24 protein-coding genes are annotated in these 25,654 nt (G+C 69.1%); 15 read left to right on the forward strand and 9 right to left on the reverse strand.

The features are described 5' to 3' along the window. Positions 1-78: 78 nt before the first annotated feature. The 3 genes from Aple_RS20545 to Aple_RS20555 all read left to right on the forward strand — a co-directional run bounded on the left by Aple_RS20545 (position 79) and on the right by Aple_RS20555 (position 4,969). On the forward strand, positions 79-2,469 hold the full coding sequence (locus Aple_RS20545) for a galactose-binding domain-containing protein (RefSeq protein WP_155346265.1): 2,391 nt from the start codon (positions 79-81) through the stop codon (positions 2,467-2,469). A 52-nt stretch (positions 2,470-2,521) separates the two neighbouring features. Then, entirely contained in the window at positions 2,522-3,601 is a 1,080-nt protein-coding gene (locus Aple_RS20550) for a tetratricopeptide repeat protein (protein WP_155346266.1), read from the forward strand. A gap of 81 nt (positions 3,602-3,682) precedes the next feature. After that, positions 3,683-4,969, forward strand: a complete 1,287-nt coding sequence (locus Aple_RS20555) for a DUF4331 domain-containing protein (RefSeq protein WP_155346267.1) — start codon at positions 3,683-3,685, stop codon at positions 4,967-4,969. A 47-nt stretch (positions 4,970-5,016) separates the two neighbouring features. On the opposite strand, the gene Aple_RS20560 is transcribed toward Aple_RS20555, so the two are convergent. The 3 genes from Aple_RS20560 to Aple_RS20570 all read right to left on the reverse strand — a co-directional run bounded on the left by Aple_RS20560 (position 5,017) and on the right by Aple_RS20570 (position 6,844). Then, positions 5,017-5,634 (reverse strand): hypothetical protein, encoded by a 618-nt coding sequence (locus Aple_RS20560; protein WP_155346268.1) that lies wholly within the window; start codon positions 5,632-5,634, stop codon positions 5,017-5,019. Between the two features lie 89 nt (positions 5,635-5,723). Next, entirely contained in the window at positions 5,724-6,491 is a 768-nt protein-coding gene (locus tag Aple_RS55580; RefSeq protein ID WP_155346269.1) for a class I SAM-dependent methyltransferase, read from the reverse strand. 53 nt (positions 6,492-6,544) lie between these two features. Next, positions 6,545-6,844 carry a hypothetical protein gene (locus tag Aple_RS20570; protein ID WP_308805508.1) on the reverse strand — a complete coding sequence of 100 codons (300 nt, stop codon included), beginning with the start codon at positions 6,842-6,844 and terminating at the stop codon, positions 6,545-6,547. A gap of 295 nt (positions 6,845-7,139) precedes the next feature. Here Aple_RS20570 and Aple_RS20575 point away from each other — a divergent pair, with 295 nt between their 5' ends. Beyond that, positions 7,140-7,973 (forward strand): alpha/beta fold hydrolase, encoded by an 834-nt coding sequence (locus tag Aple_RS20575; protein ID WP_155346270.1) that lies wholly within the window; start codon positions 7,140-7,142, stop codon positions 7,971-7,973. A gap of 83 nt (positions 7,974-8,056) precedes the next feature. Continuing rightward, complete coding sequence (locus Aple_RS20580) at positions 8,057-8,419, forward strand: cupin domain-containing protein (protein WP_155346271.1); 363 nt, start codon at positions 8,057-8,059, stop codon at positions 8,417-8,419. Between the two features lie 62 nt (positions 8,420-8,481). On the opposite strand, the gene Aple_RS20585 is transcribed toward Aple_RS20580, so the two are convergent. Then, a complete protein-coding gene (locus Aple_RS20585) occupies positions 8,482-8,904 on the reverse strand; it encodes a cellulose binding domain-containing protein (RefSeq protein WP_170321586.1) in 423 nt (140 codons plus the stop codon). Positions 8,905-9,278: 374 nt separating this feature from the next. On the opposite strand from Aple_RS20585, the gene Aple_RS20590 reads away from it, so the two are divergent. After that, on the forward strand, positions 9,279-10,595 hold the full coding sequence (locus Aple_RS20590) for a sensor histidine kinase (protein ID WP_246264669.1): 1,317 nt from the start codon (positions 9,279-9,281) through the stop codon (positions 10,593-10,595). On the opposite strand, the gene Aple_RS20595 is transcribed toward Aple_RS20590, so the two are convergent. From Aple_RS20595 to Aple_RS20605, 3 genes are all read right to left on the reverse strand, one after another. Further along, complete coding sequence (locus Aple_RS20595) at positions 10,582-11,424, reverse strand: DUF4394 domain-containing protein (protein ID WP_155346274.1); 843 nt, start codon at positions 11,422-11,424, stop codon at positions 10,582-10,584. The genes Aple_RS20590 and Aple_RS20595 overlap by 14 nt on opposite strands. A 74-nt stretch (positions 11,425-11,498) precedes the next feature. Further along, positions 11,499-12,467, reverse strand: a complete 969-nt coding sequence (locus Aple_RS20600; protein WP_155346275.1) for an aldo/keto reductase — start codon at positions 12,465-12,467, stop codon at positions 11,499-11,501. Continuing rightward, the gene (locus Aple_RS20605; RefSeq protein WP_155346276.1) at positions 12,467-12,898 is read right to left on the reverse strand and encodes a PPOX class F420-dependent oxidoreductase; all 432 of its coding nucleotides are present in this window, start codon (positions 12,896-12,898) and stop codon (positions 12,467-12,469) included. Before Aple_RS20605 ends, Aple_RS20600 begins: the two co-directional genes overlap by 1 nt. A gap of 102 nt (positions 12,899-13,000) precedes the next feature. Between Aple_RS20605 and Aple_RS20610 the strand changes: the two genes are divergently transcribed. Continuing rightward, the gene (locus tag Aple_RS20610; RefSeq protein WP_155346277.1) at positions 13,001-13,831 is read left to right on the forward strand and encodes a helix-turn-helix transcriptional regulator; all 831 of its coding nucleotides are present in this window, start codon (positions 13,001-13,003) and stop codon (positions 13,829-13,831) included. Positions 13,832-13,966: 135 nt separating this feature from the next. After that, the gene (locus Aple_RS20615; protein WP_155346278.1) at positions 13,967-14,806 is read left to right on the forward strand and encodes an alpha/beta hydrolase; all 840 of its coding nucleotides are present in this window, start codon (positions 13,967-13,969) and stop codon (positions 14,804-14,806) included. A 243-nt stretch (positions 14,807-15,049) separates the two neighbouring features. Here Aple_RS20615 and Aple_RS20620 read toward each other — a convergent pair whose 3' ends face one another. Further along, a complete protein-coding gene (locus Aple_RS20620) occupies positions 15,050-15,511 on the reverse strand; it encodes an Rrf2 family transcriptional regulator (protein ID WP_155346279.1) in 462 nt (153 codons plus the stop codon). Between the two features lie 80 nt (positions 15,512-15,591). On the opposite strand from Aple_RS20620, the gene Aple_RS20625 reads away from it, so the two are divergent. After that, the gene (locus Aple_RS20625) at positions 15,592-16,461 is read left to right on the forward strand and encodes an SDR family oxidoreductase (RefSeq protein WP_218038429.1); all 870 of its coding nucleotides are present in this window, start codon (positions 15,592-15,594) and stop codon (positions 16,459-16,461) included. Positions 16,462-16,994: 533 nt separating this feature from the next. Further along, positions 16,995-17,873: a VOC family protein gene (locus Aple_RS20630; protein ID WP_155346281.1), complete on the forward strand. Its 879-nt coding sequence runs from the start codon at positions 16,995-16,997 to the stop codon at positions 17,871-17,873. A gap of 3 nt (positions 17,874-17,876) precedes the next feature. On the opposite strand, the gene Aple_RS20635 is transcribed toward Aple_RS20630, so the two are convergent. Next, a complete protein-coding gene (locus Aple_RS20635) occupies positions 17,877-19,214 on the reverse strand; it encodes a PucR family transcriptional regulator (RefSeq protein WP_155346282.1) in 1,338 nt (445 codons plus the stop codon). 333 nt (positions 19,215-19,547) lie between these two features. Here Aple_RS20635 and Aple_RS20640 point away from each other — a divergent pair, with 333 nt between their 5' ends. From Aple_RS20640 to Aple_RS20660, 5 genes are read left to right on the forward strand one after another with little or no spacing between them, the layout of a single operon-like run. After that, positions 19,548-20,495: an ABC transporter permease gene (locus tag Aple_RS20640; protein WP_218038430.1), complete on the forward strand. Its 948-nt coding sequence runs from the start codon at positions 19,548-19,550 to the stop codon at positions 20,493-20,495. Beyond that, positions 20,492-21,364, forward strand: coding sequence for an ABC transporter permease (locus tag Aple_RS20645; protein WP_155346283.1), 873 nt, complete (start codon positions 20,492-20,494; stop codon positions 21,362-21,364). Before Aple_RS20640 ends, Aple_RS20645 begins: the two co-directional genes overlap by 4 nt. Then, positions 21,361-22,350, forward strand: coding sequence for an ABC transporter ATP-binding protein (locus Aple_RS20650; protein WP_155346284.1), 990 nt, complete (start codon positions 21,361-21,363; stop codon positions 22,348-22,350). The genes Aple_RS20645 and Aple_RS20650 overlap by 4 nt, the downstream gene beginning before the upstream one ends. Continuing rightward, complete coding sequence (locus tag Aple_RS20655; RefSeq protein ID WP_218038431.1) at positions 22,343-23,374, forward strand: ABC transporter ATP-binding protein; 1,032 nt, start codon at positions 22,343-22,345, stop codon at positions 23,372-23,374. Before Aple_RS20650 ends, Aple_RS20655 begins: the two co-directional genes overlap by 8 nt. Continuing rightward, the gene (locus Aple_RS20660; protein ID WP_155346285.1) at positions 23,371-25,644 is read left to right on the forward strand and encodes a CaiB/BaiF CoA transferase family protein; all 2,274 of its coding nucleotides are present in this window, start codon (positions 23,371-23,373) and stop codon (positions 25,642-25,644) included. The genes Aple_RS20655 and Aple_RS20660 overlap by 4 nt, the downstream gene beginning before the upstream one ends. Positions 25,645-25,654 lie beyond the last annotated feature (10 nt).

A 25,654-nucleotide genomic window follows, 5' to 3' on the forward strand; every position in this document is an offset into this window, starting at 1 on the left:
CTGTCACGATGGGGGTTCGAGCCTTTCTGGCGCGCGGTTCACGCGTCCTGATCCGCGCCCCCTCACAGAGGAGTGCGCGTGGAGATCTCACGTCGGGGGTTCTTGGCCTCCGCGGTGACCGGGTCCGCTCTGGCGGCGGCGTCGACGACGGGGGTGCTGGCGACGCTGGCCGGTGCGGCGAGTGCGGCGAGTCCGCCGGGGGACGTGGTCGGGAAGATCACGGTGGGTTATCAGGGGTGGTTCGCCTGTAAGGGGGATGGGGCGCCGATCAACGCGTGGTGGCACTGGAGCGGGGCCAACAACCAGGTGCCGCCGTCGCCTGGTAACAACACGATCGTGGCGTGGCCGGACATGCGCGAATACACCAACGCGTATGTCACCGGCTACGCCAATCTCGGCAACGGGCAGCCTGCCACGTTGTTCTCCAGCTGGGACCAGCAGGTGGTGGATACGCATTTCCGGTGGATGCGGGAGAACAACATCGACACCGCCGCTTTGCAGCGGTTCAACCCCAATGGCGCCGAGGGTCCCACGCGGGACGCCATGGCGCAGAAGGTCCGGCAGGCGGCTGAGGCCAACGGGCGTAAGTGGTACATCATGTACGACCTCACCGACTGGCTGAACATGCAGTCGGAGGTGAAGACCGACTGGCTGAACAAGATGTCGGCCCACATCGCCTCTCCCATGTACGCCAGGCAGAACGGCAAACCCGTCGTCGGCCTCTGGGGCTTCGGCTTCAGCGAGCCCAGCCGCCCGTTCGCCCCCGGCCCCTGCCTGGACGTCGTCAACTGGTTCAAGGCCCAGGGCTGTTACGTGATGGGCGGGGTCCCGACGCATTGGCGGCAGGGCATCAACGACTCCCGCCCCGGCTTCATCGACGTCTACAACGCCTACGACATGATCTCGCCGTGGATGGTCGGCCGGATCAAGAACGTCGGCGAGGCGGACAACCACTACACCAACGTGACCGTGCCGGACCAGGCGCACTGCAACGCGCGCGGCATCGACTACCAGCCGTGCGTGCTGCCCGGCGAGGTCACCGCCCGGCACCGCGCGCACGGCGACTTCATGTGGCGGCAGTTCTACAACGTCATCCGGGCGGGCTGCCAGGGCATCTACATCTCGATGTTCGACGAGTTCAACGAGGGCAACCAGATCGCCAAGACCGCGGAAACGCTGGCGACCGTGCCGACGAACTCGGGCTTGCTGGCCCTGGACGAGGACGGGACGCCCTGTTCGTCGGACTATTACCTGCGGCTGACCGGCGATGGCGGGCGCATGCTGAAAGGCCAGATCGCCCTCACGCCCGTACGGCCCACCGTGCCGATGGTCGTCGTCGACCCCAACCCCAACATCGCGCGCGGCAAGCCGACGACCGCGAGCAGCACGAACCCGGGCTACCCCGCGTCCAATGCCGTCGACGGCAACCCCGGTTCGTACTGGGAGAGCCTGAACGGATTCCCGCAGTGGATCCAGGTGGACCTCGGGTCGACGGCGACCATCGGCCGGGTGGTGCTCAAGTTGCCGCCGCAGCCCGCCTGGGGGACACGTAATCAGACCATCCAGGTCCAGGGCAGCACCAACGGCACGACGTACACGAACTTCGCGGGCCCGACAGCGTTCACGTTCAACCCGGCCACCGGAAATATGGTGACCATTAATATCCCGTCCGGGACCGCGCGGTATGTCCGGCTCAACTTCTCCGGCAACACCGGCTGGCCCGCCGCGCAGCTCGCCGAATTCGAGGTGTACGGCACGACGGTCATCGGCGAGAACGAGCCGCCCACCGTGCCGGGCAACCTCACCCTGACCGGCAAGACCGCCACCAGTGTCTCCCTCTCCTGGAGCGCGTCCACCGACAACGTGGGCGTGGTCGGCTACGAGGTCAGGCAGAACGGCACCGCCGTGGCCGGCCCGACCGGCACCTCCACCACCATCACCGGCCTCACTCCGGCCACCGCCTACAGCTTCACCGTCGTCGCCCGTGACGCGGCCGGGAACACCTCGCTGCCGTCCGCCCCGCTGAACGTCACCACCGACGCCGCGCCCAACGTCAACCTGGCCCGCGGCAAGCCCACCGCCGAGAGCAGCCACACCCAGAACCTGGGCTCAGGCAACGCGGTCGACGGCGACGCCGGGTCCTACTGGGAGAGCGCCAACAACGTGTTCCCGCAGTGGATCCAGGTCGATCTGGGGGCGGCCGTCACGGTCGGCAGGATCGTGCTCAAGTTGCCGCCGCCGTCCGCGTGGCAGACGCGTACCCAGACGTTGTCCGTTCAGGGCAGCACGAACGGCTCCTCGTTCAGCACCATCGTGGGTTCGGCGGGATATGTCTTCAACCCCGCCACCGGCAACACCGTGACGATCACGTTCGCGGGCACGTCCACCCGTTACGTGCGGCTGAACATCACCGGCAACACCGGCTGGCCGGCCGGGCAGCTCTCGGAATTCGAGGTCTACCAGTCCTGATTATTACCCGCCGCTGACCGGCGGCGCGATCGGCGCCGGTCGGCGGCATACCATGATCGCCTTCATGGTGCAGGCCAGGACGCTGGGTGCCGGCGTGATCGTCGCCGTCGCGCTGACCATGCTCGGGCCGGGCGGTTCGGGCGGGTCGTCGCAGCCCCCTCAGGTTGATCTGCTGGCGCGGACGCAGGAGTATCTGCGCGCGCATCCCGGCGACGCCAGAACGTGGGCGCTGCTCGGCAATCTCTACGCGGAGCGGGCCCGGCGGACCGGGCAGAGCGCGTACGTGCCCAAGGCCGAAGGTGCGCTCCAGGAAGCCACCCGGCTAGATCCCGGCAACCTGGACGCCGTCGTCGGCCTGGGTGCCGTGGCCAACATCAAGCACGACTTCGCGAAGGGCTACGCCTGGGGGATCAAAGCCCGGCGCGCCGACCCGCGCCGGGCCTCCACCTACGCGGTGCTCTTCGACGCCGCCATCGAGCGCGGCCAGCCCGCCCGCGCGGCCCGGGCGCTCGACCGCCTGATGGCCCTGCGCGCCGACGTGGCCACCTTCACTCGCGCCGCCCGCATGTACGAGCTGCGCGGCCAGCCCGCCCGAGCCGCCGAAGCCCTACGCCGGGCCGCCGACACGGCCGTCGACCCGGTGGACGTCGCCTTCTGCCACCACCGCCTGGGCGAACTGCAGACCGACCCCGCCGCTGCCCTCCGCTCCTATGAGCGCGCCCTCCAGGCCGACTCCGGCTACGCGTACGCGCTCGCCGGCCGCGCCAGAGCCCAGGCCGCGCTCGGCGCGACCGCCGAAGCTGCGGTGAGCTACCAGACCGCCGTCAACCGCCTGCCCGCCCCGGCCTTCCTCCTGGAGTACGGCGAGCTCCTCCTCAAGCTCGGCCGAGACAGGGAAGCGCGGGCCCAGTTCGCGATGGTGCGCGCCACCGGCGACCGGCTCGCGCTCGGCCGCTACGAGACCGGCCACGGCGACCCCGAGGCCGCGGTCCGGCTGCTGCGCGCCGAGTGGCGGCAGCGGAAGACGCCCGAGGTCGCCGACGCCCTCGACCGGGCGCTGCGGCGTGCGGGGCGCACCCAAGCCCGTCATCTGGCGGAGATCGAAAGCATTTATCAGAAACCCGTTCCATGACAGCCGCGTAGCCGCCGACCAGGCGATTCACCGCTGCGGCTGACCCAGATCACGACTTTCTAATAAATACGGGGGAAACACGTGAAACGAAGCAAGCTAGCGTTGCCGGCCGTGGTCGCCACGGCGACCGTAGGGGCGATGACCTGGGGTGTTCTGGCCGGGCCCAGCACGGGGACGAGCACGGCCGCCAGCCATGTGGACGCGCCGCGGCTGGTCCTGGATCCGCAGATGGACGGCTCGGACCTGTACGCCTTTGTCTGCCCGGACAGTCCGGACATGGTGTGCTTTGTCACCAACTATGCGCCGATTCAGCAGTTCTCCGGACGGGGGTTCGCTACCGACGCGCGGTACGAGATCCATATTGACCAGCGGGGGACCGGCACTCCGGATCTCACCTATCGGTGGACGTTCGGGACGCAGGTGGGGGAGAGTCAGCCGTACAAGCTGGACGAGATCCGGCCGGGAGAGCCGGTCAAGACGCTGGTGAGCAACGGGGTGGTGCCGCTGGCGGCCACCGGCGAGGGGCGGCCGGCAGCGATCGTGGATCTGCCCGGCGGCGGCCGGACGCTCGCCGCGAAGGCGGCGGACTCCTTCTTCAGCAACGCCAAGATGGTGGGGCTGGCGATGACGGGGTCGCCGGTCATCCCGCCGATCGACCTGATCAAGGTGCTGAACGGCAACGTCAACGCGATGGTGCTCCAGGTGCCGAAAGCCACGCTTGCGTTGAAGGGGGACGTCACGCGCAATCCGGTGATCGGGATCTGGGCGACGGCCGCACGTCGCGGGCTGGACGGCAGGTATCCGCAGATGTCGCGGATGGGCAATCCCGCCCTGGACGTGGTGACCATGTTCACGATGGGGGAGACGTACAACTCGATGGCCCCCATCGAGGATCGATACAACACCCGGTTGACCAACTTCGTGCTGAATCCGATCGGGCCGAGGCTGATCAAGGCCAGTAACTGGAGCGTCAAGGTGCCCCCGGCGCCGCGCCGCGACCTGTGGCAGATCTTCTTCACCGGAGTGGCCAAGTCCACCGGGCCGATCCGGGACGATCTCAACGCGCACGTCCTCAACAAGGACGTCGACCCGGCCGCTGTCATCCCGAGCGACCAGCTCCGGCTGAACATGAGCATCCCGCCCAGCAGCCACCCGAACCGGTTCGGGCTGGTCGAGGACGATCCCCAGGGTTACCCGAACGGCCGTCGCCTCGGTGACGACGCGCACGCCACGCTGGTGCGGATGCTGATGGGGGAGCCCGCCGGGCCCGGCTCGCCGTCGCTGATCATCGCGAACGAGAAGGTCACCGCGCCGACGGCGGCGGTCAGCCCGGCGTTCCCGTACCTGGCGCCGCCGCACCGCTTCTAGCTTCAGGAGATCCCGGCCGCCGGACCTCCGGCGGCCGGGACTTCGGGTTACGGCAGGTACTTGACGACCGCGTCCAGGTTGCCCAGCACCTGGCCGATCGGCGGCGTGAAGCCGCTCAGCCGCTTGACGGCCTTCGACCAGCCGGAATCCACGTAGAACGGCCACACCCGAGGCCCGACGCCGCCCTCAAGCGGGCGCGGCATGGCGATGGTCGGCATGAACTCCAGCAGCTTGTACGTGCCGACCCGCAGCTCCGCCGACGGACCTCCATTGACCGACATATTGAAATAGACGCCGTCCACCCGCAGGTAGAACCGCTCGAACGAGATGTTCTCCTTGGTCTTGTCATTCACCATCCGGAACCCGCCCGGATAGAACACGCCACGGCACGGGTCGATATGGTCCTGCTGCCAGCCGATCGGCATGTAGATGCCGGTGTTGCCACGCTTGACCTTGACCGGCGTGATGCCCTCCAGCCGGATGCCGTTGCGGTTCAACTGCTCGACGGTCGCGGGACCGAAATCGAAGTCGGCCTTCCCCCACGGCCCGAAGTACGGCAACTGGAAGCAGCGCGACGCGGCGGAAGTCGTGGCCGCTTGGGCTGGCGCCATTGCGGGCGTGAGAAGAAGTAGCGCAGCCCCGGCCAGAACGGTCGATATACGCATGGGATATTTCCTTCGCTTGGAGAATCAACCTTGATCTTGATTCCCGGGCGAAGGCGAGCCGGTGGCTGATCTTGGTAAAGATCCCGTGATCAGCGGTCGGCCAGTCGGAGTTCGGTGAGGTAGCGCTTGACGATCCGGCCGCCGTATTTGTTGTCGATGAGGTCGGCGATGCAGTTCAGGAGTCCGGCTCTGGCCGAAGGGGGTAGGGCGATATGGCCGGAGTAGGTGGTCAGGACGTCGAGGTAGGCCTGGGTGGTGTAGGGCTGGTCCCATTCGTACCGGTGGAAGCGGGCGGGGCCGAAGTCGGGGGAGGCGTCGATCTCGGCGCTGTCCGTGGGGATTTCGGCGGCGGGTCGCAGGCGCAGGCCCGGCGGGGTGTCGGGGTCGAAGCGCAGGTAGCACTCCTGGGCGTCGGCGAAGAACGCGGTGGTTCCGCCGAATACGTGGTGGGTGGCGATGGTGGCCAGCGTTCCGCCGGGGCGCAGCGCCTGCGCGGCTTTGGCCACGCGGATGTCCGGGTCGATCCAGTGGAACGATGTCGCGGCCAGGACGAGGTCGAAAGGCTCGGGTGGCAGTGGCCAGGTCTCGAAATCGGCGGTGATGATTTCTACCTGAGGGAATCGGGAGAGTTTCCGCTTGGCGACGTCGGCCAATTGTTCGCCCAATTCGATCGCGACGATGGGGCGGCCTTGTCTGGCCAGTGGTTCGGTGGCCTGGCCGGTGCCGCAGCCGATTTCGAGCACGCGCCCGGTGGGCAGCCGGTCGAACAATTCGGCTGGATAGCCTGGCCTGACGCGGTCGTATAGTTCGGCGTCGGTGTTGAACGTGTGCCGCAATGTCGTTCGGTCTTGGGCCATCGCAGCAGATTAACGCGGGCGGGCTGATGCGGAAGCCCGCCCGCGTTCGGCCGTTAGGCCGGGGAGGACATTCGAGCGTTTCGGGCCATCCGGGAGTCCATGTCCGTCTTGGACTTGCCCATCATGTCGTGCTTGCCGTCCATGCTCTCTTCGATCCGGAGGGCGATCCCGAGCGTGAAGAAGGTCGGCGCCCACTGTCCGATGAAGATCCCCCAGTGGTCGGCGCGCCCCATGCCGACATCCCCAGCGGCCCTGGAGAGCAGCCAGGACGCCATCGAAAGCCCCATGGACGCGAAGCCGGCGATGTACATGTGCTGGGAGGTGAGACCGTTCTCACGAATCTTATTGATCATCTGGCATCCCCCTCTTCTCGTCCGGACTCTGCCCGGGACAGCGACCGAGAATCCCGACATAAGTAGACAAATATGGCGATTTTGCACCGCCTTGGTGTCGGGTGCGGCGGGCACCCCCAACTCTGCGGCATATCTTCGCCAAGCCGGTCGGGTGCTCGGGGCTGGGCCGATCATGCGTCAACGCCGATGAAACGGGCGATGGCTGTGCCTTGCCGTACCGCAAAATCCCAAGAAATCGGCAATTGTGGCGTTGCTAGCTTGGGCCGTAGGAACTGCGTCCCTCGGGGGAGGACTCATGGGGAAAGTCACGGTCGGGCGGGAGAACAGCGACGTCATCAATATCCACTTCGAGGACCACGGGGCCGGGCGGCCGGTGGTGATGATTCACGGGTACCCGCTGGACGGCCGGTCCTGGGAGAAGCAGGAACGCGTGCTGCTGCGGGCCGGATACCGTGTGATCACCTATGACCGGCGCGGGTTCGGCAAGTCCAGCCAGCCCACCACCGGCTACGACTACAGGACCTTCACCGACGATCTCAAGGCGGTGCTCGACCACCTCGAACTCGACGAGGTCGACCTGGTCGGCTTCTCCATGGGGACGGGCGAGGTGACGCGGTATATCAGCACGTACGGCTCGGAACGGGTGCGCCGCGCGGTGCTCATGGGAGCGCTTCCGCCGTTCCTCCTGCAGACCGGTGACAACCCCGAAGGCGTGGACGGCAAGGTCTTCGATGCCATCAAGGAAGCGATCGTCCACGACCGGCCCGCCGCCATGAAGGAATTCCTCGACAACTTCTACAACGTAGACGTCTACCGGGGCACCCGGATCAGCGACCAGGCCTGGCAGAACAGCTTCAACGTGGCGGTCCTCGCGTCTCCCTACGCGGCGTACGCCTGCGTGGACGCCTGGCTGACCGACTTCCGGCCGGACCTGCTCAAATTCGACGTGCCAACCCTGCTCATCCACGGCGAAGACGACCGCATCCTCCCTTACGCCAACACCGCCGCCCGGCTTCCGGGCCTGATCAGAGACCTCACCTTCGTCACCATCGAGAACGGCCCGCACAACATCGCCTGGACCCACCCCGAGGAAGTCAACCGCGCACTACTGGACTTCCTCGCCCACTGACGCTGAGGGTGTTTGCCCAGGTAGAGACCCTTGTGGGGAGGAATATGCGGTGTCAGACTGGGACTGACGTGAGGGGGAACGTCATGATCGAGGTCAAGAGCATCGACAAGCCGGATGAGCGCCGCGACTTTCCGCTGGGGCACCTGGAGGTCTGCAATCTGACCGGCCTGAGTTTCGGTGTCGCCACCTTCGAGCCCGGATGGTGCTGGTCCGAATCGGTCAAGTCGATCGCGGGCACGGAACTCTGCGAGACCCGCCACAACGGCTTCGTCGTCACCGGGCGCATGCGCTTCCGCATGAACGACGGCACCGAAGCGGAAGTCGGCCCCGGCGACGTCTTCGTCTGCCCGCCAGGCCACAACGCCTGGGTGGTCGGCGACGAGCCCGCCATCGTGTACGACTTCGCGGGCGGCGCCGCCGAATACGCAAAGGCGAGGGAGGCGTAGCTTTAGTCTGGTCGAACGCGGTGACCGGCGAGATCACGTCTCGCCGGTCGCGTCGAGGTTTGTCAGAGGAATGTCACCACGCACGGGACGCCATTAAGCGTGACCCCCGTCGGGTTGGCGTTCACCCCGGTGTAGGTGGCCGTGAAGCCCATCCCATGGGAAGCGCCGGGAGCGATGGACGGGTACCAGGTGGGATTGGTGGCCTGCACGCTCGGTGGTGTCTGTGACCAGACGCCGCTCCACGACGATATGACGTGCTGGTCACCGGAGAAGACGAACTGCAGAATCCACGGACTGAAGGTAATGGTCCCGGTATTGCTGACGGTCAGCGCCACCACGAATCCGGTGCCCCAGTCGGTGGCGTCGTAGGTCACCGCACAGCCGTAGGCCGCCGAATTCGCCGTGGCCGCCGGCGTGCCGGCTCCGACGAACAGCGGTAACGCGAGGGCGACCGCGGCTACCCGCGCGATCGTGGATTTCAGCATGGCACGCCTTCCTTTTGATGAGCGATCCGCTGTGAGCGTCCGATCACCTTTGGACCGCGTCAACGGACATCCCTTGCTCGCCATTCACGGCGCAGTTCACAGGAGCCTCCGGCCTGAAGGTTTCATCATCGCCGGGGAGATTTCAGGCGCGCCCGTGATCGGGGAGTTGATCCCCCGTGGGGGCGCGCGATTGTCGTCAGATGACACATCTCAGCAGGTCACCCGGGGTCGGCCGCCCGAAACTTTGCCTTGGATCGGGACGTTGTGGCCAGACATCGCCGTTCTTTGACTAGAAGGGGGTGAGCACCTCACATTCGGGGGGTCAGATGTTGAGCTGGTATCGATCATCATCGTTTCGGGCGCGCAGGACGCTCGTGACCGGCGCTGTCGTGGCGCTGGTCTGCGTCGGTGTCAGCATTCTGTTCCTCCTGTTCGCGGGCAACAAGGAGGCGGACAGGGCCCGGGATCGGGCCACCGGGGCCTGGAGCCGTGTGGTGCCCCTCATAAGGGAGGGCCACCTCTCGCCCGTGCTGCTGGAGGGCAGGGTTGAGGCGATACAGGTTCTGAACGCGCACGGCCAGGCGGTCGCGTCGACCCGGCAACTCGTCGGCAAACCGCCGATGGCCACTTTCCTCCCGTCCAGCAGCAGCGTGCGCGCCGCGCAGGTGATGTGCCCTCCGGCGGGGTTGAAGGGCTGCATGACGGTCGTGGCGTACAAGGTCTACCAGCCGGATGGGATCTGGCCGCTCTACGTGGCGGTCCCGACCGTCCCCTGGTACGGCGACGGCACCGCGCTGCTCCTGGCGGTCGGCGTGTCCCTGGTGGTGACCACGATGATGACCGCCTGGGTGTTCCGCGATCTCACCAAGGTGGTGACTCCGATGAACGCCATCCGTACCGAACTGGCGGAGATCACCGCCACCCAACTCGACCGGCGAGTCCCGGTGCCCCCGTACGGAAGGTATTCGGACCTCAAGCGCCTGGCCGAAACGGTGAACGACACCCTGGACCGGCTCGAAGGCGCGTACAAGCAGCTAAGGCAGTTCACCTCGGACGCCTCCCACGACCTGCGCAGCCCGATCACCGCCATGCGGGTCCACCTGGATGACGCGCTCATGTACCCGCGGGAGACCGACTGGCCGAAGATGACCAAGGAGGTGCTCGCCGGGCTTGACCGGCTTCAGGCGATCGTGACCGACCTGCTGACCCTGGCCCGGTTGGACGCGCACGCCCCGCTCAGCCGTGAGGTGACCGATCTGAGCGCACTCGCCGCCGCCGAGGTGGAGCGCCGGGCCTACCGGGTGGAGATCGTCAAGAATCTCCAGCCGAACGTGCTCATCGACTGTGACCGGCTGCGGATCACCCGGGTGCTGGTCAACCTGCTCGACAACGCCGAACGCCACGCGACCTCGCAGGTCGTGGTCAGCGTGCGAGCCGAGGGACCGATGGCGATCCTGGAGGTGGTCGACGACGGCGCCGGAGTCGCCCCCGAGCACTGGGAGCGGGTCTTCGAACGATTCACCCGGCTGGACGCCTCGCGCGATCGGGACTCGGGGGGAACCGGGTTGGGGCTCGCGATCGCGCGGGAAATCGCCGAGGCGCACGGGGGCACGTTGGCCATTCAGGACAGCGAACGAGGGGCGCGTTTTGTCCTGCGTGTCCCCGCACACAGGGCTGTCAGCCCTGCTTGAGCGGCACCGCGATGTCGACGACCTGCTGCTTCGCCGGGAAGGCTCCCAGCGATGAGGCGCGGCCGGTGAGCAGGTCCACGGTGTAGAAGCGGTACTTGCCGGAGACCTTCAGCGTGGCGAAACCACGGTTGCTCCCGCGGCTGCTGAAGATGTCGAAACCGGTGCCGCCGGAAGCCGTCACGCCCAGTTTGCCGGTCGGGGCCAGCGAGCCCGCGTTGGCCGGAGACTGGATGACGACCTGGTCGGCGCCGAGGTCGAACAGGGTGGTCGCGGTGGCGGGGTTCAGGTCGTTGTTGGTGTACGCCGCGCCGGTGACGCCGGTCGCCGTCGCGCCGGTGGTCGCCGGGGGCACGGGCGGGTTGGTGAGCGTGCCGTCGGTGGCGGTGGTGCCGGCGGCGGGCGCGCCCATGGGATCGTCGATGTTGTGCCGGAGGTTCTGCCCGGTGTCACTGATCACCCGCAGCCGGTTGGCGGCCGGGTTGAAGTCGACGCCGAAGTTCTTCCCGGTCAGGGCGACCGTGAGCTGGGAGACCTTGGTCGCCTTGGCGGTGCTGGGGCTGACGACGTAGACGCCCCCCTTGTCGCCGACGCCGTAGAGTTTGCCGTTCTGCACGCGGTAGTCGATGCCGACCAGCTTCCCGTCCCCCTTGAGCGCCGTGACCTTGCCGATCACGAAGGTGGAATCGGGGCTGCCGGCCTCGAAGATGACCAGCCGCTGCGTGCTGGTGAGTCCGATGACCTTGATACTGTCGCGGCTCGCGCTCGCGGGTACTGCGGCGACGGTGACCGCCGCCAGCGCGAGCAGGCCGGTGGCCAGAGTCCTGCGCATGTCCGTGCTCCTTTGCTGAGAGATATCGAGGGCGACACCACTCATTCGGCGCTGTACGGCATGCGGATTGGCCGCTATCTTCCCCGTTCGCCGAACAGCCACGGCCGGGGTCCGGAGAAGTCCGTCGTGGGGTAACCCAGGTCGAATTCGACCGCCGAATCCAGACGATCCATGGCCTCCGCCGGGAGGGTGACGTCGATGGCGGCCAGGTTGTCCTGGAGTTGCTCGGCGGTGCGCGAGCCGATGATCGGATGCACGGCACGGGACCGGCCGCGGGTCCAGGCGATCGCGACCTGCGACGCGGTCACCCCCAACTCCCCGGCGACATCCTGCACGGCACGCGCCGCTCGATGATCACGCGCGGTGAGGGACGCCGGATCGATCCTGGTCGAAACCCCGCCCGGACTGAGGAACTTGCCCGAGAGCACCCCACCGGCGAGCGCCCCGTAGATGGCCACACTCAGTCCAAGAGCCTCCGCCATCGGCAGCAGTTCCCGCTCGATGTCCCGCTTCAGCAGGCTGTACGGCACCTGGATCCCCGCGAACGGCGTCCAGTCGCGCCATTCGGCCAGCGTGTTGGCCCGGGAGACCAGCCACGCGGGCAGGTTGGAGGCGCCCACGTAGAGGACCTTCCCCGCGCGGACGGCGTCGTCCAGCGCCCGCATGGTCTCCTCGATCGGCGTGCACTCGTCCCACATGTGCACCCAGAACAGGTCGACGTAGTCGGTGCGCAGCCGCCGCAGGCTGGCCTCAAGGGAGAGCGTGAGGTTCTTGCGGTGACTGCCGCCCGCGTTGGGGTCCCTGGCGTCCCGGGTGAGCGTGTATTTGGTGGCCAGCACGAACTGGTCGCGGCGCTCCCGCAGGAGATCGCCGAGGATTTCCTCGCTGTCACCGTAGGCGGAGGCGGTGTCGATGACGTTGCCGCCGGCGTCGGCGTACAGGTCGATCATCTTGCGGGCCTCGGCGGGGCTGGCGAAGCTCATCGCGCCGAGAAACAGGTCGGAGACCCGCAGCCCGGTCGGGCCGAGCAGCTGGTAACGCATCAGGCCACATCCCGGGCGGACAGGTCGAAGGAATCGGTGTCGATCCCGCGCGTCAGGATGCGCCGGGGGTGGATGCGGATCCAGGCCGAGTCGAACGGCATGTTCGCGTCGATGCGCTCGCCGAGCTCCTCGCCGCCGGTGGTGTGCGTTTCCGCGCGTCCCCGGATCTCCATGCCGCGCGGGGTCCAGGGATCGGTAGAGGCGAGATCGTCCACGGCGAACGCGACCTCCGGGTGACGCTCGGCGTCGCGGAACTTCTTGCTCGCGATCATGTTGGTGCCGGCGTGTCCGGCGATCACGATGGTCTGGGTCTCCGGGTCGTAGAAGACGCCCACCGGGACGATATGCGGGCTGCCGTCGGGGCCGACGGTGGCCAGGCGGCCGAGCAGCTGGCTGTTCAGATATTCGATCTCGTTGGCGGTAAATCTCATGATCTTCATTGTGGAGGGCCTGGCCAGCGGGAGGAAGGCCGAGGGAAGGCTAGCCCTGGCAGGGCCACGATCCGAGGGCGGCGCCGACCGTACACTCGGGCTATGGATTTGGGGGCGTTTCTTCGTAGTCGACGGGAGGCTGTTACTCCGGCTGAGGTGGGGTTGCCCGATAGTGGGCGGCGGCGCACGCCCGGACTGCGGCGGGCCGAGCTGGCCACGATTTCCGGGGTGAGCGTCGACTATCTGACGCGGTTGGAGCAGGGGCGTGATCGGCATCCGTCGCCGCAGGTGCTGGGCGCGCTCGCGGACGCGCTGCGGTTGCCGGGGGGCGAGCGGATCCTGCTCCGCAACCTGGCCAAGGCGGCGTCCGGCGCCGACATCCTCTGTCCGGGCGCGCTGCCGCCGGAACGGGAGGTGCGCGCCACCATGCGGTCGCTGCTGGACCGGCTGGAGACCACTCCGGCCGTGCTGCTCAACCGGCTCGGCGAGACGCTCGCCCATACCTCCGCCTACGAACGCCTCGCCAGGCCCATCGGGCTGCTGGACGGACGGCCGCCGCATCGGGCCATGTTCGTGTTCACCGACGACCGGGCGCGATCGGCTTTCCCCGACTGGGAGCGGATCGCCGACGAGGAGGTCGCTGTGCTCAGAGCCGAGTCCTCGCCCGATGACCCGCACTTCGCGCACCTTATCGAGGAGCTGACCATCGTGGGCGGTGCGCCTTTCGCCAAGCGGCTGCGGGCCGGGCTGGTGCCGCCGCGCCGTACCGGTGTGGAACGGCTCGTCCATCCCGAGGTGGGCGAACTGCGCCTGTCGTACGAGACCCTGGACACCGAAGGCCAGCGGATCCTCGTCTACCTCCCGGCTGACGAGGCCACGTCCGCCGCGCTGGACCGCCTCAACCGGCGCGCATTGCGGGCGGTACGCGGCTAGACAGGGTCACTACGGGACAACATCCTGGAATCTGTCCTATCGGGTCGAGGACGGGGGCTCTTCCGTGACGGTCGCCCGCTCCCTCCCGTGCAATCGTGACCAGGCCATCGCCCGTGAAAACAGGAGCCTTCACGCATGTCCGCAGAACATGACCTCCAGCAGATCGAGCAGGCCAACGCCGCCGGCTGCACTCCCGTCGTCTTCGTCCACGGCCTGTGGCTGCTGCCGAGCAGCTGGGAGCGGTGGGCGGCGGTCTTCGCCGAGGCCGGCTTCGCGCCGGTGACGCCCGGATGGCCGGACGACCCCGAGACCGTGGCCGAGGCCAAGGAGCACCCCGAGGTGTTCGCCCACAAGACCGTCGGCCAGGTCGCCGACCACTTCGCCGACCTGATCGGCAAGCTGGAGCGCAGGCCCGCCATCATCGGGCACTCCTTCGGCGGCCTGCTCGCCCAGATCCTCGCGGGCCGGGGCCTGTCGTGCGCCTCCGTCGCGATCGACCCGGCTCCCTTCCAGGGCGTGCTGCCGCTGCCGATCTCCACCCTGCGCGCCGCCGCGCCCGTGCTGACCAACCCGGCCAACATCCACCGCGCGGTCCCGCTCACCTACGACCAGTTCCGGTACGCCTTCGCCAACGCCGTGACCGAGGAGGAGGCCAAACACCTGTACGAGACCTTCTCCGTCCCGGCCCCCGGCGCACCCCTGTTCCAGGCCGCCGTCGCCAACTTCAATCCCTGGAGCGAGGTCAAGGTCGACAGCGAGAACCCGGCCCGGGGCCCGCTACTGATCATCTCCGGCGAGAAGGACCACACCGTCCCCTGGGCGATCGCCAACGCGTCCTTCAAGAAGCAGCACCGCAACGAGCACGCCGTCACCGAGATCGTCGAGATCCCCAACCGCGGCCACTCCCTCACCATCGACAACGGCTGGCGCGAGGTCGCCGACACGGCCCTGACCTTCATCAAGCGATTCGTCTAGAACGCGAGTCGGCCCGGCTCCCCGATGGAGCCGGGCCTTTGCCTAGGAATCTGCTGAATAACGCGGATTTCAGTGATCAAATAGCGACATGACCGCTGATCGCAGCGCCAGAGGTAGTCACGATCTGTAGTTATTCAGCACAGACCTAGCGGTGCCGAAGGAGCAGGACGATGCCTGCCGCGACCGTGCGCATGAGACACCCCTCTTGTAGCGATTGGTGTCCCGAACACGTGTAACGCCTGGTTAAGCGCTGTTCGTGCCCGGAACCGTGAGGATGTCGACGGTGAACGGGGCGCCGTCGGGAAGGGCGTCCGCGACGGTCAGCTCGTCGAGTGCCGCCTCGATCGCGCGCGCCACGCGCTGCTCGACCTCCGCCAGCCGCGCGCTCACCGAGCCCCCGACCGGGCAGCCCGGAGGCGGGCCGTGAATGCCCAGCACCGGCCCATCCCCCTGTACGGCCCGCCACACGTCACCGAGGCTGATCTCGTGCGAGGGGCGGGCAAGCTGCCAGCCGCCGAACACACCGGCTTTGGACTGGACGAAGCCGGCGCGCCGGAGCAGGCCGAGCACGCGACGGAGGTAGACGGAGCTGGAGCCCACGCTGGGGGCCAACTGCTCGGAGCTCAGCGGCTCCCCGGGAATCGACGCGAGCAGCCCCAGCACGTGATAGGCGACGGCGAAGCGGGTGTTCGTGGGACTGCTCACCCTCACAGTCTATAACTGCAACCGATCTGGCTATTATTAACCGTCACCGTTCTGATTACGGAAGCATGTGGAGGGCCCAAGTGCCGACCATCGCCATCACCGGAGCATCCGGTCACCTCGGCCGCCTAGTCGCCGAGCTGCTGCTCGACAAGGGGGAACAGCCTGTCCTGCTCAGCCGCGATCCGGCCGCCCTCGGCGAGTTCGCGCAGCGCGGCGCCGACGTCCGGCACGGGGATTTCAGCGACCCGACCGGCCTGCGGTCCGCGCTGGCCGGCGTCGATCGCCTGCTGCTGATCTCGACCGACGTCATCGGGCCGCAGCGCATCGGGCTGCAGACCCAAGCCGTCGAAGCGGCCCGAGCCGCGGGCGTCGGGCATGTCATCTACACCTCGCTGCCGAGCCCGGACCCGGACAACCCGGCCGCCGTCGCCGTCGACCACCGGGCCACCGAGACCGCGCTACGCGACAGCGGGCTGACGTGGACGTTCCTGCGCAACAACATCTACGCCGAATACCAGATTCCGACGGCCGCGCAAGCGGTGGCCGCCGGCCAACTGGTGTCCAACAGTGGCGCGGGCGCCACCGCCTACGTCTCCCGCGAGGACTGCGCGGCCGCCGCCGCAGCGGTGCTGTCATCCGGAGGGCACGAGAACGCCGTCTACGACATCACCGGCCCGGAGGCGATCGACGCCGCAGCGCTCGCCGCGCTGGCAGCCGAGATCAGCGGCCGCCCGGTCGAGGTGGTCCATGTCGATGACGAGGGTTTTGTTCAGGGCCTGGCCGCAGCCGGGCTGCCGGTCGAGGTCGCGCAGATGATCGCCTCGTTCGGCGCCTCGGCCCGCGGCGGCTGGGCGGAACGCGTGTCGACCGCGGTCCGCGACCTCACCGGCCGCGAGCCCAAGTCGCTGCGCGACGTGCTGGCGGACAATCGGGCCGCGCTGGTCGGTTGACCAGCTCTGACGCACCATCCTGAGGCCCGCGACCCCCCAGGCTGACGTGACAACTGAGCTGATTGTGAGCAATCGGCTGACCGGCTTTGACATGCCATCCTGGGGCCCGCGCCCCGCCCCCCAGGCCGACGTGACAACTGAGCTGACTGTGGGCAATCGGCTGACCGGCTTTGACATGCCATCCTGGGGCCCGCGCCCCGCCCCCCAGGCCGACGTGACAACTGAGCTGACTGTGGGCAATCGGCTGACCGGTTCTGACGCACCATCCTGGGGCCCGCGAACCGGGCCCCAGGCCAGTGGGCGTTAGTCGGGCCAGGTCAGGGTGAAGTCGATGACGTCGCCGACGATGGGGCCGCTGAGTGGAGGCCCGTGCAGGGGACGACATGACAGCTGAGCGATTGTGGGCCATCACCCTGATTGGCCCCGGCCTACCCCGCCGGTAGGCCGGGGCGAGAGCGGAGCTGACACAACCCAGGTGCCGCGTACTCTTGTGGTGGCGCACAAGTGCGCCTGAGGCGCGAGGGGGTTGCGGGATGCGGACTCTCGGATATGTCGGCGCGCAGTCCGCGGCGGCGGCGGACTGGCTGGATTTCGGGCCGAGAGTCTTCGGCTTCGAGGCGCACCGGCATGCGGACGGCACGGTCCGGGTGCGCTGGTGCGATCGGGCTTACCGGCTGGCGGTGCATCCCCAGGGGCCGGACCGGCTGCTCTACCTCGGCTGGGATCTGGGCGACGAGGCCGCGCTCGAGGCGGCGGCGAAGCGGGTGGCGGGCGCGGGGTTCGTGGTGGAGCCGGGCGGTGCGCGGCTGGCGGCCGAGCGTTCGGTGCGCCGGATCGTCTCCTTCACCGACCCCTTCGGCCTGCGGCACGAGCTGTTCGTCGGTCAGGAGGAGAAGCCGGGCTCCTACCGGGGCCAGCGTCCCAGCTCGCGGGCGGTCACCGGCGATCTCGGGCTGGGCTTCGTGGCGCTGCGGGTGCCCGACCTGCAGCGCGGGCTGGATTTCTACCGCGACGTGATGGGCATGCGGGTCTCCGACGCGATCAACCTGGGCGGGCCGTACGGGGAGATGTGGTTTCTGCGCTGCAACCTCCGCCACCACAGCATCGCGCTTCTTGAGGGCGGCGACGAGCTCCGGCTGGAGCACCTGATGGTCGAGGCGGCCACGCTGGAGGAGGTGGAGATCGCCTGGGACCTGGCGGAGCGGGAGATGGACGCCTTCGTCAGTCCGGGGCGCCGGCTGTCGGACAACATGTTCCTGTTCCGGGTGCGTACCTCGACCGGCTTCGACGTCTGTTATGGCTGGGGCGCGAGCCAGGTCGACGACGAGAACTGGATTCCCCGCTACATCGACTCCTCCCGGGTGGGCGGGATCGTCTACTCCGCGGCGGCCGTGGTCACCGCGCCTCGCTGACGGTCACAGCCCGGCCTCGCCGAGCGCCTCCAGGATCTCCAGGGCGACCTGGGCGGCCAGCCGGTCCCGGTAGTTGTCCAGGTCCAGGCCGGTGATCTCCTCCACCCGGCGGACCCGGTAGGTGACCGTGTTGGGATGCACGTGCAGCCGCTCCCCGGCCCGCCGCGGGCTGCTGTTCTCCTGGAAGTACGACTTGAGCGTCGTGACGTACTTGACGTGATGTTCCTGCTCGTGCCGGAGCACCGCGCCAAGAATGTCGGTGGCGAACTCGCGCAGTGCCTCCGGGTCGGGCACCTGGAGCAGCAGGCGGCTGATGCCGAGGCTGTCGAACGCGACCACCGCGCCGCGCCGGCCCAGCCGCCGGACCGCCTCGTTGGTGCGCCGCGCCTCCTCGTAGGAGCGGGCGATGTGCGCGGGCTCCCGGAACGCGCCGCCGATGCCGATGGAGACGCCGACGTCGGGGAAGAGCGCGCCGAGCCGCTGCACGCACAGCGCGCCGAGCTGGTCGGCGCGGATGCCGGTGGCGGGCGTGGCCGGCTCGCTCAGCACGATGATCACCTCCCGGGCCCGGACGGCGGTGATCGCGTCCGGCGACTGGGCGACGAACAGGCGCGCGGTGGCCCCGGCCGCGCGCTCGGCGACCAGCCTGCTGCGCTCGCTGTCGCCCGGCGGCGCCTCGATGACGACCGACAGCACGCGGTGGTCCCGCTCGCCGTCGAAGCCGAGGTGATGAGCCCAGCGCACCACCTCGTCGTGGTCCCGTCCCGAGCCGGACAGCAGGCCCTCGATGAGGTCGTCGCGCACCTGGCTGCCCGCCGAGGAGATGACCCGCTCGCGGGCCAGGATGACGCCGCAGATGGTCGCGGCGTGCTCGGCGATCAGCAGGTGGATGTCCTCGCCCTGCTCGGGCGCGTCCGCGACCAGCGATACGAGGTAGGCCGGGACGGTGTCGGCGACCAGGATGGGCGCGACGATCCTGGCCCTGCCCCGGGTGGGGTCGGGCAGGCGCATGGCGCGCCGGGTCTTGCCGGCCATCGCCAGCAGGTGCGCGAGCCGGGGGTGGATCAGGTGGTCGTGCACGTACTGCACGGAGTTCTCGTAGCTCTCGCCGGGTGAGGCCGCGGCGAGGATGCCCATCTTCTGGCTGATGACCGCGACGGTCACCTCGGTCCTGCGGGCGATGAGCTGGGCCACGGTGCCGATGTCGGCGTCCTGCAGCGCCAGTCCTGACAGGTGCCGGTAGATCTCCACCAGGTCGCGGAGCGTGCGGTTCTCCTGGTTGATCTCGGTGAATCCGCTGGTGACGGGGGACAGGCCGGCGGAGGTCGACGGTTCGGCCATGTGCGCATCCTAGGGCGAAAGGGGCAAGTTACCATGTGCTCGGAACCAGAGAAAAGCCGATCATCCTGTGCTGGAGCCCAACGTACTGGCTCCCGTGGTCGGCTATACGTGGGTCACCCGCCTCCCGTCGCCGACGACCGGCTCCCGTGATGTCGCCCCGGGCTATCTGTAACAGTCCCGACTCCGAGGATTTACGCGGCGGTATCCCCTTGACGCGAACTTACCCGCAGGGCAGCATGGCGTAACAAATATCAAACGTTTTGTCCAATTATCGGACAAAATGCGGGCTGGCGGAGTGGGCTGCCGCCGGCCCGACGCTCAACGGAGGTGACGATGAGCACTCGCATGATCATCCGTCGGCTCGGTGGCGGTCTGCTGGTCCTGTGGCTGGTGTCCATCCTCACCTTCCTGCTGGTCCACCTCATTCCGGGCGACCCGGCCGAGGTGATCGCGGGCGAGAACGCCACCGCCGCCGACGTGGAGCGCATCCGCACCCAGCTGGGGCTGGACCGGCCCGTGCTCGCGCAGTACGTCACCTGGCTGTCCGGCGTGCTCCGCGGTGACCTCGGCAAATCGCTGTTCACCGACAAGTCGGTGGTCACCTCGATCGCGGAGGTGGCTCCGCCGACCCTGGTCATCACCGTCATGGCGATCGTCCTCGCGGTGCTGGTCGGGGTGTCGGCCGGCATCGTCGCGGGCCTGACCCAGGGCGGCCGGCTGGACCGGCTCGTCTCCACCCTGGCCACCCTGGGCATCGCGATGCCGAGCTTCTGGCTGGGGCTGGTGCTGGTCTCGATCTTCTCGCTCACCAACACCTGGCTCCCGGCCACCGGCTACGCGGACCTGGGGGAGGGCTTTGGCACCTGGCTGTCGCACGTGATCCTCCCCTCCACCGCGCTAGGTCTGGCGACGGCCGCGGAGCTGGCCAGACACACCCGCGGCTGCGTGGCCGACGTGCTCACCCGGCCGTACGTGCGAACCGCGCGGGCCAGGGGCGCGTCCGGCGGCTGGCTGGTCCGGCGGCACATCCTGCGCAACGCCGCCATCCCGGTGGTGACCGTGCTGGGCCTGCAGGCGGGGCGGCTGCTCGGCGGCGCGATCGTGATCGAGGCCGTGTTCGGCATCTCCGGCCTCGGCACCCTGGCCGTCAACGCGGTGCTGCAGCGCAACTACCCGGTGATCCAGGGATACGTGCTGCTCTGCGCCGTCGTCGTCGTCCTGATGAACCTCATCGTGGATCTGGCCTACGGCTGGATCAATCCGAAGGTGCGCACCGCATGACAACCGCCACCATAAGCCCAGCAACGAGAACCTCACCGCGCAGCCGGGTCGTCAAGAACGTCCTGCGCCGCCCGTCCGCCGCGACCGCCGCCGGTTTCCTGGTCGTCCTGGTCCTGTTCGCCGTCGCCGGTCCGCTCATCTCCCCGCACGACCCGGACGCGCAGGACCTGGGCAACCGGTTCGCCGAACTGAGCGGGACCCACCTGCTGGGCACCGACGAGTTCGGCCGGGACGTGGCCAGCAGGATCATCCAGGCGAGCCGGATCGCCCTGGTCGCCCCGCTCATCTCGGTGGGGGTGGCGCTGCTCATCGGCCTGCCGTTCGGCCTGTGGGCCGGGCTGCGCCGGGGCGTCGTGGACGCCGTCGCCGGGCGGCTGGCCGACACCGTCCTCAGCCTGCCCGCCATGGTCGGCGCGCTGGCCATCCTGGCCGTGCTCGGGCCCGGCCTGGTCAACGCCATGGTGGCGATCGGCATCATCTTCGCGCCCGGCCTGTTCCGGGTGGTGCGCGGCGCCACCCTGGCGGTGGCCGAGGAGACCTTCGTGCACTCGGCGGTGGCGATCGGCTCGCCCACCCGGCGAACCCTGTGGGTGCACATCCTGCCCAACATCGCCGCCCCGCTGCTGGTCCAGGTGACCATCCTGATGGGCGTGGCGCTGCTGGCCGAAGCCAGCCTGAGCTTCATCGGGCTCGGCGTGCAGCCGCCCGACGCCAGCTGGGGATCGATGCTGAAGGCCGCCTACACCAATCAGTTCGACGCGCCCTACTCGGTCGTGCCGCCCGGGATCGCGATGGTCCTGACCGTGCTGGCCTTCAACACCATCGGTGACGCGATCCGCGACGCGGTCGGACTGAGGAGAGGCATATGACGCTGCTGTCGGTGGAAGGGCTCACCATCGACCTGCCCGGCCGCCAGCCCGGCCTGGTGGAGGATGTCAGCTTCCAGGTGAGCAAGGGCCGCTGCACCGCGCTGATCGGCGAGTCCGGCTGCGGCAAGACGCTGACCTCGATGTCCATCCTCGGCCTGCTGCCCGCCGCCGTCCGGGTCACGGCCGGTGCTGTCTGGTTCGACGGGGTCGACCTGCTCTCGTGCACGCCCCGGCAGCTGCGCCGGATCCGCGGCGGGCCGGTCGGCATGGTCTTCCAGGAGCCGATGAGCAGCCTCAACCCGACCATGACGGTCGGCGACCAGATCGCCGAGGCGCGGCGGCTGCACCTGGGCGAGCGGCGCGGGGTGGCCCTGGCGCGGGCGCGCGATCTCCTGGAGCGGGTCGGCATCCCGAACGCCGCCAGGAGGATCGGTGCCTACCCGCACGAGATGAGCGGCGGCATGCAGCAGCGGGTCATGATCGCGGCGGCCATCGCCTGCGAGCCGCGGCTGGTCATCGCCGACGAGCCGACCACCGCGCTGGACGTCACCATCCAGGCCGAGATCCTGGCCCTCCTGCGCGACCTGCAACGCGATCTGGACCTGGCCGTCCTGCTGGTCACCCACGACCTCGGCGTGGTCGCCGACTTCTGCGACGAGGTGGTCGTCATGTACGCCGGTCACATCGCCGAGCGCACCACCGTGGACCGGCTGTTCTACGACCCGGGGCACCCGTACTCCAGCGCCCTGCTGGCCGCCGTGCCGCAGTCGGGCCAGGCCAGGTCGCGGCTGACGGTGATCCCGGGGCGGGTGCCGTCCGCCGGCGGGTTCCCGGCCGGATGCCGGTTCGAGCCGCGCTGCGCGCACGCGGTGGAGCCCCACTGCCGGGAGCCCCAGCCCGACGCCCCGCTGGGCGAAGGACACCGCACCCGATGTGGCCGCGTCGCCTCCGGCGACCTGACGCTCAAGGGAGCCGTCCGTGGCTGAGGATCGGGTGGTCCTGCGGGTTCAGGGCCTGAGCAAGTCGTTCCCGATGCGCCGGGGCGCGTTCGGCCGGGCGGTGGAGAGCGTCCGCGCGGTGGACGGGGTGGATCTGGAGGTGCGGGCCGGAACCACCGTCGGCATCGTCGGCGAGTCGGGTTCCGGCAAGACCACCGTGGGCCGGTTGATGGCCCGGCTGCTCACCCCCGACCAGGGCACCGTCGAGGTGGAGGGCAAGGACGTCAGCCGGGCCAAGGGCCGCGAGCTGAAGCAGATGCGCGCCCGCCTCCAGGTCATCTTCCAGGACCCGTACGGCGCGCTCGACCCCACCAAGACCGTCGCCCACGCCGTCGCGGAACCGCTGCTGGTGCACGGCCGGATCCGCCGGGGGGAGATGCGCGAGCGGGCGGCCGCCCTGCTGGCCCGGGTGGCGCTCGACCCGGCGTTCGTGGACCGCTACCCGGACGAGCTGTCCGGCGGGCAGCGGCAGCGGGTCTGCATCGCCCGCGCGCTGGCCCTGTCGCCCAGCGTGCTGGTGGCCGACGAGCCGACCTCCGCGCTCGACCTGTCCACCCGGTCGGAGATCCTCAACCTGCTGCTGTCCATCCAGGAGGACACCGGCCAGGCGATGGTGCTGGTCTCGCATGACTTCGCCACCGTACGGCACCTGGCGCACCGGATCGCGGTGATGTATCTGGGCCGGATCGTCGAGGAGGGTCCAGCCGAGCAGATCGCGGACAGTCCACGGCACCCCTACACCAAGGCGTTGTTGTCGGCGGTGCCGCTGCCCGATCCGCGCGCGCAGCGGGCCCGCCGCAGGACGGTGCTCACGGGCGACCTGCCCGACCCGGCCAACCCGCCCTCGGGCTGCCGGTTCCACACCCGCTGCCCGGTGGCGCTGCCCGAGTGCGCCCGCCAGGACCCGCCGCTGCTCCAGATCGCCGCCGAGCACCGGGTGGCCTGCGTGCGCCACCGGCCAGGCGAGAAGCCGATGGATGAAGTGACGATCCCCCAGGAGACCATGCGATGAACGACAGGGGAGGTGCGCTGGCGGGTGTCAGGGTCGTCGACTTCGGTCACTACGTGGCCGGGCCGCTGGCCGCGCTGATGCTCGCCGACCAGGGCGCCGACGTGGTCCATGTTGACCGCCCGGGGGCCGTGCTGGACAGCGCCGACGCATTCCTCAACCGGAACAAACGCCGCATCACTCTGGACCTGAAGGCGTCGTCCGACCTGGACACCGCCCGGGAGCTGGTCCGGCGGGCCGACGTGCTGATCGAGAACTTCCGGCCGGGGGTGATGGATCGGCTCGGGCTCGGCTGGGCGGAGTTGCGCGAGGTCAATCCCCGGCTGCTGTACTGCTCGCTGCCCGGCTTCGCCGCCGCCGACCCGCGGGCCGGGGTGCCCGGCTGGGAGGGGGTCATCGCGGCGGCCACCGGCAACTGCCGGATCAGGGTCGGATATGTGCCCAAGGGCTGGGATCCCACCCGCCCGACCTACAGCGCGATTCCGGTGGCGTCCAACTTCGCGGCCTTCTGCGGGGCCTTCGCGGTGGTGGCGGGGCTCACCTCGCGGCATCGGACCGGCCGGGGGGATCGCATCGAGGTGCCGCTGTATCACGCGATGTTCGAGGCGGTCGGGGGCAGCGGGGCGTACCCGACGGCGCGGGGTCTTGGACCGGAACGTGCCATCCGTTCCAACGGCAGCGGCACCTATCGCTGCGCGGACGGCCGCTATGTGCAGTTCAACCCGATCGGTGCCACCACTCGTTTCCTCTCGTGGTTTCTGGACGCGGCCGGGGCGACCGAGTGGGCGGGGGAAGGGCTGACCGACCGGCCCAGGATGGATCGCGAGCCGCACCTGCGTGACCTGCTGGAGGAGCGGCTGACCGGGCTCTTCCTGACCCGGCCCGCGCTGGAGTGGGAGGAGCTCGGCGATGTGGCCGGGGTGCCGCTCACCATGGTGCGGACCACCGGGGAGTGGCTGGATTCCGCGCATGCGCGGGTGTCCGGCGAGGTGGTCGTGCTGGATGACCCGGCGCTCGGGCCGACCGCCATGCCCGGCTCTCCGGTCTGGCTGTCTGGGACCCCGGCCGTGCCTGACCGGCCGCGCAGCCTGCCTGACGGGGATCGTGCGGAGATCTTAGAAGAGTTGGCTGCGCCGTCCGGTTCAGCGGGGCTGCCTGCGGGTGAGGGCGGATTGCCGTACCAGGGGCGGAAGGTTGTGGATCTGACCCAGATTCTGGCCGGGCCGAGTGCGGGGCGCATTCTGGCCGAGTTCGGGGCCGACGTGGTCAAGATCAATGTGCCGCAGCGGTGGGTGGGCGCGCATGGGTTTGTGAATCGGGGCAAACGCACCGTGCTGCTGGACGTCAAGTCGAGCCAGGGGCAGCAGGTCCTGTGGCGGTTGATCGATGAGGCGGATGTGCTCACGCACAACTTTCCCGGGCGGACCGCGGACAGCTACGGGCTGGGTTACCAGCACGTGCGGGCCCGTCGTCCGGACATCGTCTACGTGTCGGTCAACTGTTTTGGGCGTGGCGGGCCGTGGTCGGATCGGCGCGGTTACGAGACGCAGGGTCAGGCGGCGACCGGGGTCATGGTCCGGGCTGGTGGGGAGGGGCCGCCGGTGGTGTTCGGGCCGTACAACGTGCTGGATTACGGGACCGGCACGATGGCTGCGTTCGCCGCCGCGCTTGGCCTCTATCACCGGGAGACCATGGGGCAAGGGCAGCACGTGCATGCCTCGCTCACTCAGACCGGCCTCTACCAGCAGGCCTGGCAGGTGCTGCGCCCGGCGGAGAGCCAAGGGCCCGCCGCTCTCGGGCCGAGCCCGTGGCAGCGCTTCTACCAGGCCGCCGACGGCTGGTTCTTCCTCGGCGCGATGGAAGAGCAACTGCCCGCGCTGCGCCAGGTGGTCGGCCTGGAAGAGCTGGACCCCGAACGCATCGCCGCCGCTTTCCGCACGTCCGGCGCGGCCGAGTGGACCCGGCGGCTGGTCGCGGCAGGAGTGGGCGCGCATCCGGTCTCCTCGCTCGGGGAGCTGATGACCGACCCGCGCGCCAGAACCCTCGGGCTGAGCGTCAACCAGGTCTCCGAGGAGGTCGGGGAGGTGGTGATGCCCGGTCTCGCCATCTCGGTCGAGGGCAATCCGCCCCGGCTGGGCGCGGCGGTCCGCCGCCCCGGCGCGGACGGGCGCGCGGTGCTGGACGAGATCGGCCTGGGCGAGGAGGCCGACACGCTGGCGCGGGGCTGGGCCGTCCAGCTGGACGCGCTGCCTCCGGGCTGGAACCCCTTCTGATGGGAGATCC

Origin of the sequence: Acrocarpospora pleiomorpha, from assembly GCF_009687885.1 — a bacterium.
In the GTDB taxonomy this organism is placed as follows: domain Bacteria; phylum Actinomycetota; class Actinomycetes; order Streptosporangiales; family Streptosporangiaceae; genus Acrocarpospora; species Acrocarpospora pleiomorpha.